Genomic DNA, 13,653 nt, shown 5'->3' with positions numbered 1-13,653 from the left:
AGCTCCGGGCCGTGGCGGCCGCCCGAAGTCCTTTTCAACGCCAGGTGACGTCAGTGACCGATGCCCCTTCCACCATCGCGGAGCGATCCGCCGAGATGCTTGCCCGCGCCACGCCCGTACCGATGGCTGCGAGAGTGTGCGGCCTTTCCGATCGCGCGATCGCATGGCTGTTCATAACGCCGACGATCGCCTTGCTACTTGCGATCAATATCTTTCCGCTGATCTGGGCGGTCTATCTGTCATTCACGAATTTCCGCGCGAACCGCCCGAACGCCGAAGTCGCAAGCGTCGGCTTGCGCAACTATCAGCGCGTGCTGAACGATCCGGACATCTGGATCGCCATGCAGACGACGGCGCATTTCGTCTTCTGGACGATCCTTCTGCAGACGCTCATCGGCTTCGCGCTCGCCTATCTGATCGATCGCAAGTTCCGCGGCCATGCCTTCTGGACGACGGTCATCCTCATCCCAATGATGCTGTCGCCGGCGGTCGTCGGCAATTTCTGGCGCTTCCTCTACCAGCCGCAGATCGGGCTCTTCAATTATATAGTCTCGTTCTTCTCAGGGATTCCGCCGTCGTCCTTCGAGATGCTCGGTTCGGTGACGCTCGCACCCTGGGCGATCATCATCGTCGACACATGGATGTGGACGCCCTACGTCATGCTGATCTGCCTTGCCGGCCTTAGATCCATTCCTGACTATATCTACGAGGCGGCGGAGGTCGACCGCGCCTCCGCCTGGCGGCAGTTCTGGTCGATCACCGTTCCGATGGCCTTGCCCTTCATCATGCTCGCGGTGCTCTTCCGCGGCATCGAGAACTTCAAGATGTTCGACATGGTGATGCTTTTGACCGGCGGCGGGCCCGGCTCGACCACCGAGGTCGCGTCGATCACCCTGAAACGTGAAGCCTTTGAAAGCTGGCTCACGGGACGATCCTCCGCCTTTGCGATCATCCTTTTCGTGGCGGTGTTCGGCCTCGCCAACATCTACGTCAAAGCGCTCAACAAGGTGAAGCAACGATGAGTTCGGTCAACACCGCCCATTCCGTGGTCGAGCCGACGCCGACCGTGAAGCGCATCGCCAGTGCGATCGTCATCCTTTATGCGCTGGTGACGATGATCCCGCTCGCCTGGATCTTCCTGACCAGCATAAAGTCGCCGCCGGATTCGATCAGCTACCCGCCGAAGATCGTCTTCACGCCGACGCTCGAGGGCTATTGCAATCTCTTCACGACGCGCACGCGGCAGACGCCGGACTATATCCAGTCGCTCCCCTCCCCGACCGGTACCTGCGACGAGATCACCCGCAGCCGCAATATGGTCATCGCCGGACCGTCGAATTACTGGCCGCGTTTCGGCAATTCGCTCCTGATCGCCTTCGGCTCGACCTTCCTCGCCGTCTCGCTCGGCACGCTTGCGGCCTATGGCTTCTCGCGGTTCCGCGTGCCGCTTGCCGACGATCTCCTGTTCTTCATTCTCTCGACGAGGATGATGCCGCCGATCGCCGTCGCGATCCCGATCTACCTCATGTATCGCCAGTTCGGCCTTTCCGACACGGCGCTCGGCATGATCCTGCTCTATACCGCCGTCAACGTTTCGCTCGCCGTCTGGCTCCTCAAGGGCTTCATCGACGAGATCCCGCGCGAATACGAGGAAGCGGCGATGATCGACGGCTATACGCGCCTTCAGGCCTTCTGGAAGGTCGTGCTGCCGCAGGCCACCACCGGGATCGCCGCGACGGCGATCTTCTGCCTAATCTTCGCCTGGAACGAATATGCCTTCGCGGTGCTGCTCACCTCGGGCTCGGCGCAGACCGCGCCGCCGTTCATACCGACGATCATCGGCGAGGGCGGGCAGGATTGGCCGGCGGTCGCCGCCGGCACGACGATCTTCCTGGTGCCGATCCTCGTCTTCACCATCATCCTGCGTAAGCAATTGCTGCGCGGCATCACCTTCGGAGCGGTACGCAAATGACGAACCCGCAAGAACTGACCCGTGCGCCCCGGCAGAGGCGGCTGTTCTTCCTCAGGCGCGGCCCGATGGAGAACATTGCGACGGCGCTGATCGCGGCCGGCTTCCTGATGCTGTTCCAGCCGTTCCTGCTGACGCTGTACACCTATTCGCTCGCGATGCTGCTGGCCGGCACCTTCATGTTCATCGTCGTCTCGAAATTTCCGGAGTAAGCGATGTCCGAGATCAAGATCATAAACCTCCGCAAGCAGTTCGGCGATTTCATCGCCGTCGAGGATTCAAGCTTCACCGTCAATGACGGCGAGTTCCTGGCGCTGCTTGGGCCATCCGGATGCGGCAAGACGACGACGCTCCGGATGATCGCCGGGCTTGAGCTTCCGACCAGCGGCAAGATCCATCTCGACGGCGAGGACGTCACCTTCAATCGGGCGAGCGCCCGCGACATCGCCTTCGTGTTTCAGCTCTTTGCTCTCTATCCGCACATGAATGTGCGCAGGAATATCGGTTTCCCGCTCCTGTCGCAGGGCGTGCCCAAGACGGAAATCCGCGCCCGCGTCGAAGAGACCGCGAAGCTCTTGCGGATCGACCACATCCTCGACCGGTCGGTCTCGGGCCTGGCTGGCGGCGATCGTCAGCGCGTGGCGCTTGGACGGGCGATCGTCCGGCGGCCGAAATGCTTCCTGATGGACGAGCCGCTCGGCACGCTCGATGCGGAATTCCGCGAGGTCATGGTCCATGAGTTGCGCGAACTGCACAATCGCATTCATGCGACCACGGTCTACGTCACGCATGACCAGCACGAAGCCATGGCGATGGCCGACAAGATCGCGGTCATGAACCACGGAGTGGTCGAGCAGTTCGGCACGCCGCAGGAAATCTACAACAGGCCCGCCTCGATGTACGTCGCCGACTTCATCGGCTCGCCGCCGATGAACTTCATGCGCTTCCATTCGGGACTCGAACGGGGGACGCGATCGATCCTGCTTGACGGCATCGAGGTCGTCGTGCCTGAGATCGGCGAGGATGTCTCGCCAGGCGAACTGGCGCTCGGCGTGCGTCCCGAACATATCCGCTTCAACGACGAATCCGGTCTTCGCGGTGCTGTCTATGGCAGCGAGTACCTCGGCACGAACCAGATCGTCGCCGTTGAAACCGCCTCCGGCATCGTCAAGGCCCGCATTTCGGCCGACCGAAGCTTCAGGCTCGGCGAGACCCTCGGGCTCGAATTCGATCCAGCAAAACTTGCGGTCTTCGACTGTGCCTCGGGCAGGGCGATCGCCTCGTCCCTCCACGCGGGAACCTGCCATGGCTGAGGTCGCTCTTCACGGTATCGGTAAGACGTTCGGCGACACGGCGGCGGTCGACGATCTTTCGCTCACGATCAGGGACGGGGAGTTCGTCGTCCTCCTCGGGCCGACGGGGGCCGGCAAGACCACGGCGCTGCGCCTGATCGCCGGCCTTGAAAGACCGGACAAGGGGCGGGTGACGATTGCCGGCCGCGATGTTGGCGGGCAATCGCCGGCCGAGCGGGACGTCGCCTTTGTCTTCCAGCAATATTCGCTCTATCCGCACTTAAGCGTCTACGACAATCTTGCCTTTCCGCTGCGCTCTCCGGCGCGCCAGCTGGGTGCCGAGGAGATCGACCGGCGTGTGCGCGATGTCGCGCGCATGGTTCGGATCGATCACAAGCTCGAAAATCGCTCGACCCGGCTTTCGGGCGGCGAGATGCAGCGCGTCGCGATCGGCCGCGCGCTCGTGCGCCGTCCGGCGATCTATCTGATGGACGAGCCGCTGTCGTCGCTTGACGCCAAACTCCGTGCCGAGCTTCGGCTGGAGCTGAAGCGGATCCAGGGCGAATTGAGTTCCACGCTGCTTTACGTCACCCATGATCAGGTCGAAGCGATGACGATGGCGGACCGCATCGGCATCCTTTCGGAAGGCCGGCTCGTGCAGATCGGCACGCCGCGGGAGATCTACACGGACCCGGCCAATCTGCACGTCGCCGCGCGCCTGGGCCAACCGCATATAAACCTGCTTCCCATAGACCTCCTGCCCGGCGCCGCACCACCTTCCGGCGCGCTGACGATCGGTGCGCGGACCGAACATCTGGAGATCACCACACATGCTCGGGGCAACGCCGAAGTGGACTGGATCGAGCACCTCGGCGATCAGAACCACCTGCACATCCGGGTGCAGGGCCACAAGCTCGTGACGCTTGCCGACCCTTATCTCTCCATCAAACCAGGCGACCGGATCAACCTTTCGCTGAGACAGCCCCTTTATTTTGGGTCGGCCGGCGAGCGGCTGCGCTGATGCTGCGGGGATTAATCGACAAGGTAATTGGATGAGCACGATGAAGCACTTTTTCAACCGCAAGGAAAACATCGTCACCGAGGCGCTGGACGGCCTGCTCCAGACCGCGCCACCTGGCACCCTCGCGCGCCTCGACAGCTATCCCGATATCAAAGTCGTCCTGCGCGGCGACTGGGACAAGGCGAAGGTTGCGGTCGTTTCCGGCGGCGGGGCCGGCCATGAGCCGTCGCATGCGGGCTTTGTCGGAAAAGGCATGTTGACTGCGGCGGTTTCCGGCGAGATCTTCGCCTCGCCGAGCGTCGATGCGGTGCTGACCGCAATCCGCGCGGTGACCGGGCCGAAGGGGTGCCTGCTGATCGTCAAGAACTATACCGGCGATCGCCTCAATTTCGGACTCGCGGCGGAAAAGGCGCGCGTCGAAGGCTTTCGCGTCGAGATGGTGATCGTTGCCGACGACATCGCGCTGCCGGATATCGCTCAGCCGCGCGGCGTCGCCGGAACGCTCTTCGTCCACAAGCTTGCGGGGCATTTGGCCGAGCAGGATGCGGATCTCGAGACCGTTGCCGCTGCGGCCCGCACGGCCGCGCGCGACATCGTTTCGCTCGGCGTGTCGCTCTCCTCCTGCTCCATCCCTGGCCAGGCCCATGCGGAACGGCTCGAGGCGAACGAGGGGGAACTGGGGCTCGGCATCCACGGCGAACCCGGCGCCGAACGGATCGCCCTACAGGAGGCGCGCAGCATTGTTGCCACCATGTCCGAGCGGCTCTCCAGAGCTTTGCCGCGAGACGGCGGCTATGCGCTTCTCATCAACAATCTCGGTGCCGTGCCGCCGATCGAGATGGGATTGATCGCCCACACGGTCCTTTCCACGTCACTCGCAGCACGTGTGAAACTGACGATAGGCCCCGCGCCGATGATGACGGCGCTCAACATGAACGGCTTTTCGCTTTCGCTCATCCGGCTTGATGGCGAGCGTGAGGCGGCATTGAAATCGCCCGTCGGCCCACATGCCTGGATACCCGCCGTCGAGCGGCATGATGTCTCCGTTCTGCCGGCAATTGCTTTGCCCGCGACTGAGGCCGTCGCGGCCAGTCACGATCCGGCCGCCGATCGGCTGATCGCGGCGATCTGCGATCATCTGCTCTCGCTCGAAGCGGAGCTCAACCATCTCGACGCCCGGGCCGGTGACGGCGATACCGGCTCGACTGTGGCGACGGGTTCGCGCAGCGTTCTTGCCCAGATCGAAAGGCTGCCGCTGAGGGACATCGCAGCGACTTTGTCGTCGATCGGCAGCATTCTCAGCACCAGCATGGGCGGATCGAGCGGCGTGCTGCTGTCGATCTTCTTCACGGCGGCGGCCAAGGCCTATTCGGACACGAATGACATGGCAGGCGCGCTTTTGGCGGGACTCGAACGGATGACCTTCTACGGCGGGGCGGCCGTCGGCGACCGCACGATGGTGGATGCTCTGGATCCGGCGCTGCGCGCGCTTAGGGCGGGCGGCCTTGCCGCTGCGGCGTCCGCGGCGCGCGCCGGCGCCGATGCAACTCGGGCGATGAAGAAGGCGAAGGCCGGCCGCGCTTCTTACATCGGCGAAGGGGATCTCGACGGCGTACCAGACCCGGGAGCCATCGCGGTGGCGGCGGTCTTCGAAGTCGCAGCAGGGCTTCGTTAAGCACATGCTCTGACGATGGCGGCCGATCGCGAGTATGATCGAGCGAGGTTGGTAAAAGGGTGTTGGTCGTGGTGGCACATGCAGCGCTCATAGGCGGGTTGATCGAAGCCTGTCGCGAGGTGATTGCCGCCAATGCCGATCATCTGTCGGAACTCGACAGGGCGATCGGCGACGGAGACCATGGCACCAACATGCGTCGCGGCCTGGAGGCGGTCTACGCCGACCGAAACCGGCTCGCGCACCTGCCTTTGCCGAACGCACTCCAGGAGATTGGCCTGGCTCTCGTCATGAGCGTCGGCGGTGCGGCCGGTCCGCTCTACGGAACGCTGCTGATGGAGACCGGCCGTCAATTGGCCGGTCCGGACGGACAGATCGAGTTTGCACGCGCGCTCGAGCTTGCCATTGAGGCCGTTGCCCGTCGCGGGCGGGCGAGTCCCGGCGACAAGACGCTGCTCGACGTGCTTTACCCGGTGCATGCCGAAGTGGTAAGGCGCGCGGGTCTGACGGGCATCGCCGAAGAGGCGGAACGGGCGGCAAGCCTGACCTTCGGCATGAGGGCGATGCGCGGGCGCGCCGCCTTTCTCGGCGACCGGTCGGTCGGACATGTCGATCCGGGGGCCAGGAGCTGCGCGCTGCTGACGGTCGCGATCTGTCGTTTTTTGGAGGAGCAACGTCCGGCATGAACCCGAAATCCGCAAATGTCGGCATCGTCATCGTCTCGCATTCGCCGCTCGTCGCCGAGGGTGCCGCCGATATGGTGCGCCAGATGGTCGGAGATTGCGTGCCGCTCGCGTGGTCGGGCGGCAATGCGGAGGGTGGGCTCGGCACTCACGCCGCCGGCATCCGCGCCGCGATCGAAAAGGCCTGGTCGGATGCGGGGGTCGCCGTCTTCGTCGATCTCGGCGGGGCGGAGACGAACAGCGAAATGGCGATAGAAATGCTCGGAGAGCCGCGTTCGGGAAGAGTGATCATCTGCGACGCGCCACTCGTCGAGGGGGCGGTGATGGCCGCGGCCGAAGCATCGGGCGGAGCGGCACTCGCGCGCGTCGTGGCGACCGCGGAGGAGCTGTCACCGTGATGGACAACAGGCCGCGACGAGAAGCGACGGAGGCAGTCGAGACGCAGGGTTACTGCCAGGCGGAGATCGAGGTGACGCACGGCTTCGGGCTGCATGCTCGCCCGTCGGTCATCTTCACGCGGCTAGCGAAGTCGTTTCCGTGCACCGTCGAGATCAAGGTCAATGACAGCAGCGTTTGGCTGAACGGCAAGAGCATTGTCAAGATCATGGGGGCGAGGATTCGAAGGGGTTCGATTCTGAAAATCCGAGCCCGAGGATTGCGCGCCGCCGAAGCGATCCATGCCCTTAAAGCGCTCGTCGAGCGCGACTTCGATGAAGACAAGAAGCATGGCCGAAACGCTTGAAATCTTCGGGATATCCGCCTCTCCGGGTGTGGGGGTCGGGCCCGTCCATCTCGCCGCCGAATTTACGGCGGAGGCGCCCGCGCCCGGCGACACCGTGGCCGCTGAAGGCGACAAGCTGCGACGGGCCGTCACCACCGCCGTTGCGGAGCTCGAGGCTCTGGCGTATCGGTCGGACGAGGAGAGCGCCGGCATTCTCGACTTCCAGATCGAGATGCTGCTCGATCCGGCTCTCGTCGAAATGGCCGAGGAACGGATGCTGGCCGGCGATGGCGCCGCACTCGCCTGGTTCGGCGCGCTCGACGACTATATCGCCGGTATCGAGGCGGCGCCCGATGAGCAGCTCGGCGCCCGCGCGGTCGACATCGTCGACATCCGCAATCGCGTCCTCAGTGCGCTCACGGGCCGCCCCCTGGAAGATTTTGCGCCCGGTTCGGTCTTCGTCGGCAAGGACCTCGAGCCCAGCCTCTTCCTCGCGCATGACTGGACCACGGGCGGCGGCATCGTCCTCTTCGAAGGCAGCGTCTCCAGCCATGTGGCAATGCTCGCTCGCAGCCGTTCGGTACCCATGCTGGTGGCGACGGGACGGTTCGAAATCGCACCCGGCGCGCGCGTTCTTGTCGATGGGAATGACGGCCGAGCCGTTATCGCGCCCGACGATGAGCATGTTCGCGAGGCGAAATCGAGGAAGCCTGCAGCAAGGCCGACCGCCTCGCGCGCCGGCGGAGCGATCGAAACCGCCGACGGCGTCGCGATCCGGCTGTCCGCCATCATCAACGATCCGCTCGAGCTCAGGGCCGTTGATCCAGCCTCCTTCGCGGGCATCGGTCTGATGCGGACCGAATTTCTGGTGACTTCGCCCGCGGATGCCGTCGATGAGGAAAAGCATTACGACATATATCGGCATGCATTGGACTGGGCCGGCGAATCGCCGGCGATCGTGCGCATGCTCGATCTCGGCGGCGACAAGACATTGCCCGGAGCGAGGAGGAGTGAATCCTTCATGGGCCTCAGGGGCATCCGGTTGCTCCTGGCGCGGCCGAAGCTGGCCCGCGCCCAGGCGCGCGCGCTGCTGCGGGCCGCCGTACATGGCAATCTCGGCGTCCTCTTGCCGATGGTGACGGTCCCGGATGAACTCGAAGCTATGCGGGCGATCTTCGAAGAGGAATCGACCGCGCTTGGCAGGAGGGGCGTGCAAACGCGCATGCCGGAGATCGGCATGATGGTGGAGGTCCCGGTGGCGGGGCTGATGCTCGATCGTTTTTCGCGGTCGGACTTCTTCTCTTTCGGGACAAACGATCTGGCGCAATATCTTGCGGCGGCGGCAAGGGACGATCAAAGTGTCGCCGCACTTTACGACGCCGCCACGCCGGCGGTCTTAAGGGTAATCGCGCAGGGCGTGGCGCTTGCCGAGGCGATGAAAAAACCAATCGGGATCTGCGGCGAGATGGCCTCCGACCCGCGGCATATACCGGCGCTCATGGCTGCGGGCCTTCGCCATTTCTCGGTGGCGCCCAATCGCTTGGCGGACATCAGAACTATAATCGGCGGCATGTGCTCGGACGGCCGGGCCGCGGCGGAGATGAAATGAATGTCGCGCGAGACAGTTGAAGACGCGATCATCGCCTACAAGACGGTCCTGGCGCAAATCATCGACAATCGGCCATCGGGAACCCGCCAGCGGCTCGCCGCGGCACTCGGCAAGCATCGCAGCTTCGTGACACAGGTGACGAGTCCAGCCTATTCGACCCCGCTGCCGGCGCGTCATCTCGCGACGATCTTCCGTGTCTGTCACTTCAGCCCGGGCGAGCAGGAGCGCTTCCTTCAGGCCTATCAATCCGCGCACCCCGGCAAGCTGCCAGATTTCGGGAGCGCGGAAAAGCTGCGCCAGCTCTCGCTGATCGTTCCCGATCTCGGCGACGAAAAGAAGAACCGCCTCTTCGACGAAGCGATCGAGGAACTCGTCCGGAACATGGCGAAACTGGTCGGAACGATGGATTAGAGGGTCGTGATGTGTTTCAGTACATCGCTGCTCCGTCAGGGCCCTGTTCGAGCACCCGGTGCCAAGTTGGAGCGTTGCGGCGACTTGCGGGGCAGGAGAGCACGGCGTCGTGGGGAGGGGCACGATGAAGAAATTCATGAATCGAGCCGAGACGCTGGTGGCCGAAAGCCTCGCGGGATTCGTTACGGCCCACGAACGGCTGGTGACCTTCGGAGCGAACAGGAGGTTCGTTCGCCGACTCAGTCTTCGTCCGGACAAGATCGCGCTCATTTCGGGCGGCGGCGCCGGACACGAGCCGATGCACGTCGGTTTTGTCGGCAAAGGTATGCTGGACGCGGCCTGCACCGGACATGTCTTCACCTCCCCGACGCCGGACCAGATCATTGCCGCGATCCGGGAAACCGACGGCGGCGAGGGGTGTCTGCTGATCGTCAAGAATTATGACGGCGACGTCATGAATTTCGAGATGGCCGCCGAGCTCGCGGCGGCCGAGCACCGGATCGCCACCCTGATCGTGCGCGATGACGTAAATCCCAGCGGGTCGAAGCGCAGCCAGGGCAGGAGAGGTGTTGCGGGAACACTCGTGGTCGAGAAGCTGCTTGGAGCGGCGGCGGAGGCAGGCTGGCGGCTCGAAGAACTGAGTGCGCTTGGCGAGGACCTGAACGGCCGCATCCGCACGATGGGCGTGGCGCTTAGCGGCGTGACAGTACCCGACACCGAGCGGAAGACCTTCGTGCTCAGCGAAGACGAAATGGAGATGGGCGTCGGAATTCACGGAGAGCCGGGACGTGCACGGGTCAAAATCGCGACCGGCGACGAGATCGTGGAAACGATGCTCGAGGCGATCTTGAGCGATCTGGCGCCGGACCGGAGCGACCAGTTGCTCCTCTTCATCAATGGCTTCGGTGGCACCCCGGTATCGGAGCTCTATCTCGCCTACAATTCCGCCCGCGCGCGGTTTGCGCGCCTGGGCGTCACAGTTGCCCGCTCGCTGGTCGGAACCTATGTCACCTCCCTGGACATGGCGGGCCTCTCAATCACCGTTGCGCGCCTCGACGAACGAGAACTTTCCTTGTGGGACGCACCAGTTGACACCGCGGCGCTGCGCTGGGGAAGCTGATCGGATATTTCACCTGGGCGCCTCGACCTGTGCTTTTAAGATCGCATGAATGTATTATGAGGGTAACTGCTGGCGCCACAATGCCGTTCGGTCTCAGCGGGTTGGAAACAACTCGGCCGGAGCCAACCCTCCGACCGAAAGAACTTCAACCGAACTTTATCAGGTTGATCGCCGGCGGTCAGCTCTGGTCCCCGGTAGGCGGCCCCTTGTATCGTCAGGGCCTCAAGTACCTCCTTTGGATGTCGCGCGAAGATCTTCGAGAGAAATTCGTCAGGGGTCAAGGCAATGATGCCCTCGGGTAGGTTGCCGAAGTCGCGGATGTTCGAGGTGACAATGATCGTCGCTTCGACCGCGACGGCTGCCGCGACGACATGGCGATCCTTCGGATCATTGCGCATCTCTGGCTCTATCTCTTCCCATCCCTCCGCGGTCGCTTCAGGGAACGCCTCCTCCATTATGGTGCGCAAAGCTTCGGCCCTGGATGGTTCCATGCCGTAATCGCTGACAAGATTGCGGGTCATTTCCTCAGAATACGGGTCGACCAGTGAGCCTGGAAAACAGCCCGCTGCCGCGACCCGCAGCAGCGTATCGCGCAGCAACATGGGAAACAGGACGTTGGCGTCAAGAACGGCGACTAGCATAGACACTCATGAGAATTTCGATAGCTGGGTTTATAGCGTTTATGCGCCATATTGTCGGCATGGCCGTATCACATCGCACATTGTCAAACAAAAATTCCACCAAAACCTCGGATGCGGTTCCTGCACCCGAGAGGTCGGCGGCTGCCCGCGTCGCATCGCTATTGCTGGCAAATTCGAAAAAGCGGCAAGGGATCGTTCAGGTCATCGACGCGGATGGCGAGCGCCTGAAAGTGCCGCATGTATTGGCCGAGGTCACGTATCAGGCCGCCGCGCTACTCGCCGAGGGTCGGCCAGTGACGGTGCTGCCGTACGAGGAAATGCTGTCAACCAGGCTGCGGATATATCTGGTTCGTTTGGCGACGCTGGTGAACTCCCAGCGGAAAAGGTTGGCAGTCACCGGCGCTTGAGAGCAACCGATGTTGCGGCTCTCAAGGCAACTCGTGATGCCAAGCGCGGGTCGGCCCTAGATCGGCTGGCGTCGCTGAGCGAGGATGCCGGCTGATATGAGCTCGAAAGCAAGCGTCACTGACAACGGACCTGAACAACAGGTCTCCAAAAGAGCCATATCTTTGAACACATTATGGAGGGGGCGTGCGTTCGATTCCCTTCAAAGCGAGGGATAGAGTCGACATCTCGGGGCATGTTGCCGCCTTCCGATCGTCTCAGTCGGGTGGAAGGCGGCCCCTTCGTCTTGCTCATCTGAAAGAGCAAGTTGCGCCAGGAGCGTTATTGCCAATCGAATATGCTAACGCCGCGTTCCGGGCCGGCGGCGGACCGACCGCCTACAGGATACACAACGCGAAAGCGGACATTTGGGTCTCGGCTTCAGGCTGGAGCTTGTCCGAAGCAGACACTCCCGCAAAGTCTCGAGCTGGGCGATATATCTGGCACGCTAGGCGGAACGCGTGTAGCTTGGTGAGGCCAGAAGTCTGGAAAGTCCGCCTTTCTGAACCAGCTCATTTGGCGAGGCCGTCTACACCTTGGGGAGAGGTGGCCATGGGAGCAGTTCGCGCCGAACGACGGCTGGTTGCGATTCTCGCCGTCGACATCGTTGGTTATTCGCGCCTCATTGAAGCCGACGAGTCGCGAACCATTGCAGCGATGAAGGCGTGGCGTTCCGAAATCTTCGATCCCTTCGTGGAAGATTATCACGGGCGTATCGTGAAGCTGATGGGCGACGGCGCGCTCGTGGAGTTCAGCTCCGTCGTTGATGCCGTCGCATGCGCGGTCGCTTCGCAGAAGGAGATCGCCGCGCGTCAGGCGGACGACGCCCCTGGGCAGCGGCTTCTCCTCCGCATGGGCATCAATCTCGGCGATGTCGTCGTCGATGGCGATCGGATTCAATGCCGCCCGATTTCTGTCTCGAGGTGCATTGGAAGTCAGCCAATTCGCGATGCTGCGGCGGTCCGCCTTGCAATCTCGCTCTAGGTGAGGCCCTGCTGGCGCAAAGCTTGAAGCGTGTCGAATATCTCCTGACGGGATCGCCTGTGCGCCAAGCGGGCACGGCGCTGTTGTGACCTGGCGCTGGCGATCGCATCTTCGGAGAGAATGGGTCTGACATGGGCGTGACCATAAACGCTCATCTGTTCCTTGATTGCCTCCCTGAGATTTTGGACCAGATGAAAACGGTCAGCTACCTGGCGGGCCTGCGGTGCGCCCTCCCGGGCTGCCTGGGCATATAGGCCACAGCGATCTCGGCTAACGACCTCGATAGTCGGACGTTCTCGCAACCATGCTTTTGCGCTCTCGACGCTGCGGTCGTCCAGAACATCGACGACCGAATGACGCTCGAGATCGACCATGATCGTGCCGTACCGCGAGGAATGCCGCCAGCTCCAATCATCAATGCCCACGACTCGTAAGTTATCTTTTTGTATGGACGCCGGATTATCGCGCTTCAATTGCCGCAAGATCGTGTCGTCGCTGACCGGCATGCCGAGCCGATGCATCAAGTATTCACCCGGGCGACCGCCCATCCTGTGGCCGATCAACCCGACAATCTCAGCCATCCGTTCAGTTCGTCGCATGTAGGACGAAGCAATCTTGGGCAACCTGTCGGTGAAGGTCCGTCGCCCGCATTTTCGGTGTCTACACTGCCACCGGTTCAGAGCGAGGTTGATTTTCACAACTTGACCCTGAACAGGCAAGTCCTGGAGGCGGCGGTTATGCCAGCCGTGCCGATGCCGGCTTCGCGCTCCGCAATCCGGGCAGATACCGACAGGTTTTGCAGCGGCAGAAATAACCCAGTTCTCCGCATCTTGAAGGGCGATACCCAGAACTTTGACCCCCGACCATTTCAATTTCGTTCGCATCCCCGCAGATAGCAATCGCGGCGCTAACACTCTGTTAACCACAGAAATTGAGGAAGAACCCGATTAACTGCAAAACGACACCTGATTGAAGAATTCAACGGTGCCGGTCGCCATGATGATCCTCGTGAACTGAGCGGCGTTCGCGCCGCCAGCGGATCATAATCGTCACGCGGAACGCTGCAACGGAGCAGCCGGGACCTAT

At 62.6% G+C, this 13,653-nt stretch carries 14 protein-coding genes and 1 pseudogene; 13 read left to right on the top strand and 2 right to left on the bottom strand.

The features are described 5' to 3' along the window. Positions 1-53: 53 nt before the first annotated feature. The 12 genes from CO664_RS27750 to dhaK all read left to right on the top strand — a co-directional run bounded on the left by CO664_RS27750 (position 54) and on the right by dhaK (position 10,498). Positions 54-1,022 carry a sugar ABC transporter permease gene (locus CO664_RS27750; protein ID WP_176536696.1) on the top strand — a complete coding sequence of 323 codons (969 nt, stop codon included), beginning with the start codon at positions 54-56 and terminating at the stop codon, positions 1,020-1,022. Continuing rightward, complete coding sequence (locus CO664_RS27745) at positions 1,019-1,972, top strand: carbohydrate ABC transporter permease (RefSeq protein ID WP_097527738.1); 954 nt, start codon at positions 1,019-1,021, stop codon at positions 1,970-1,972. Before CO664_RS27750 ends, CO664_RS27745 begins: the two co-directional genes overlap by 4 nt. Further along, entirely contained in the window at positions 1,969-2,181 is a 213-nt protein-coding gene (locus tag CO664_RS27740; RefSeq protein WP_097527739.1) for a hypothetical protein, read from the top strand. The genes CO664_RS27745 and CO664_RS27740 overlap by 4 nt, the downstream gene beginning before the upstream one ends. 3 nt (positions 2,182-2,184) lie before the next feature. After that, the gene (locus CO664_RS27735) at positions 2,185-3,282 is read left to right on the top strand and encodes an ABC transporter ATP-binding protein (protein WP_097540545.1); all 1,098 of its coding nucleotides are present in this window, start codon (positions 2,185-2,187) and stop codon (positions 3,280-3,282) included. Then, complete coding sequence (locus CO664_RS27730; RefSeq protein WP_097527741.1) at positions 3,275-4,282, top strand: ABC transporter ATP-binding protein; 1,008 nt, start codon at positions 3,275-3,277, stop codon at positions 4,280-4,282. Before CO664_RS27735 ends, CO664_RS27730 begins: the two co-directional genes overlap by 8 nt. A 40-nt stretch (positions 4,283-4,322) precedes the next feature. Further along, on the top strand, positions 4,323-5,957 hold the full coding sequence (locus CO664_RS27725) for a dihydroxyacetone kinase subunit DhaK (protein WP_176536695.1): 1,635 nt from the start codon (positions 4,323-4,325) through the stop codon (positions 5,955-5,957). 59 nt (positions 5,958-6,016) lie between these two features. Continuing rightward, on the top strand, positions 6,017-6,640 hold the full coding sequence (gene dhaL, locus CO664_RS27720) for a dihydroxyacetone kinase subunit DhaL (RefSeq protein ID WP_097527743.1): 624 nt from the start codon (positions 6,017-6,019) through the stop codon (positions 6,638-6,640). Further along, positions 6,637-7,035 carry a dihydroxyacetone kinase phosphoryl donor subunit DhaM gene (gene dhaM, locus CO664_RS27715; protein ID WP_097527744.1) on the top strand — a complete coding sequence of 133 codons (399 nt, stop codon included), beginning with the start codon at positions 6,637-6,639 and terminating at the stop codon, positions 7,033-7,035. Before dhaL ends, dhaM begins: the two co-directional genes overlap by 4 nt. After that, positions 7,035-7,379: an HPr family phosphocarrier protein gene (locus tag CO664_RS27710; protein WP_097540542.1), complete on the top strand. Its 345-nt coding sequence runs from the start codon at positions 7,035-7,037 to the stop codon at positions 7,377-7,379. Before dhaM ends, CO664_RS27710 begins: the two co-directional genes overlap by 1 nt. Continuing rightward, positions 7,363-8,967 (top strand): putative PEP-binding protein, encoded by a 1,605-nt coding sequence (locus tag CO664_RS27705; RefSeq protein WP_097527746.1) that lies wholly within the window; start codon positions 7,363-7,365, stop codon positions 8,965-8,967. The genes CO664_RS27710 and CO664_RS27705 overlap by 17 nt, the downstream gene beginning before the upstream one ends. Continuing rightward, the gene (locus CO664_RS27700; RefSeq protein ID WP_097527747.1) at positions 8,968-9,378 is read left to right on the top strand and encodes a hypothetical protein; all 411 of its coding nucleotides are present in this window, start codon (positions 8,968-8,970) and stop codon (positions 9,376-9,378) included. A gap of 124 nt (positions 9,379-9,502) precedes the next feature. After that, positions 9,503-10,498 (top strand): dihydroxyacetone kinase subunit DhaK, encoded by a 996-nt coding sequence (gene dhaK, locus CO664_RS27695; protein ID WP_097527748.1) that lies wholly within the window; start codon positions 9,503-9,505, stop codon positions 10,496-10,498. Positions 10,499-10,533: 35 nt separating this feature from the next. On the opposite strand, the gene CO664_RS27690 is transcribed toward dhaK, so the two are convergent. Next, complete coding sequence (locus CO664_RS27690; protein ID WP_097540540.1) at positions 10,534-11,139, bottom strand: PIN domain-containing protein; 606 nt, start codon at positions 11,137-11,139, stop codon at positions 10,534-10,536. Positions 11,140-11,147: 8 nt separating this feature from the next. Here CO664_RS27690 and CO664_RS27685 point away from each other — a divergent pair, with 8 nt between their 5' ends. Then, entirely contained in the window at positions 11,148-11,546 is a 399-nt protein-coding gene (locus CO664_RS27685) for a hypothetical protein (protein ID WP_234820046.1), read from the top strand. Between the two features lie 922 nt (positions 11,547-12,468). Here the strand turns inward: CO664_RS27685 and CO664_RS27675 are convergent. Further along, positions 12,469-13,451, bottom strand: a pseudogene (locus CO664_RS27675) (ISL3 family transposase); the annotation flags it as partial. Positions 13,452-13,653 lie beyond the last annotated feature (202 nt).

It is taken from the genome of Sinorhizobium sp. NG07B (assembly GCF_002532005.1).
Taxonomy (GTDB): Bacteria; Pseudomonadota; Alphaproteobacteria; order Rhizobiales; family Rhizobiaceae; genus Sinorhizobium; species Sinorhizobium fredii_C.
This window is presented reverse-complemented; position numbering and strand designations above follow the sequence as displayed.

Excerpts from the sequence above, each read along its gene's own strand:
- CO664_RS27685 (WP_234820046.1), top strand. The coding sequence starts at position 11,148 with ATGAGAATTTCGATAGCTGGGTTTATAGCGTTTATGCGCCATATTGTC.
- CO664_RS27700 (WP_097527747.1), top strand. The coding sequence starts at position 8,968 with ATGTCGCGCGAGACAGTTGAAGACGCGATCATCGCCTACAAGACGGTC.
- dhaK (WP_097527748.1), top strand. The coding sequence starts at position 9,503 with ATGAAGAAATTCATGAATCGAGCCGAGACGCTGGTGGCCGAAAGCCTC.
- CO664_RS27725 (WP_176536695.1), top strand. The coding sequence starts at position 4,323 with ATGAAGCACTTTTTCAACCGCAAGGAAAACATCGTCACCGAGGCGCTG.
- CO664_RS27710 (WP_097540542.1), top strand. The coding sequence starts at position 7,035 with ATGGACAACAGGCCGCGACGAGAAGCGACGGAGGCAGTCGAGACGCAG.
- dhaM (WP_097527744.1), top strand. The coding sequence starts at position 6,637 with ATGAACCCGAAATCCGCAAATGTCGGCATCGTCATCGTCTCGCATTCG.
- CO664_RS27735 (WP_097540545.1), top strand. The coding sequence starts at position 2,185 with ATGTCCGAGATCAAGATCATAAACCTCCGCAAGCAGTTCGGCGATTTC.
- CO664_RS27705 (WP_097527746.1), top strand. The coding sequence starts at position 7,363 with ATGGCCGAAACGCTTGAAATCTTCGGGATATCCGCCTCTCCGGGTGTG.
- CO664_RS27745 (WP_097527738.1), top strand. The coding sequence starts at position 1,019 with ATGAGTTCGGTCAACACCGCCCATTCCGTGGTCGAGCCGACGCCGACC.
- CO664_RS27740 (WP_097527739.1), top strand. The coding sequence starts at position 1,969 with ATGACGAACCCGCAAGAACTGACCCGTGCGCCCCGGCAGAGGCGGCTG.
- CO664_RS27730 (WP_097527741.1), top strand. The coding sequence starts at position 3,275 with ATGGCTGAGGTCGCTCTTCACGGTATCGGTAAGACGTTCGGCGACACG.
- CO664_RS27690 (WP_097540540.1), bottom strand. The coding sequence starts at position 11,139 with ATGCTAGTCGCCGTTCTTGACGCCAACGTCCTGTTTCCCATGTTGCTG.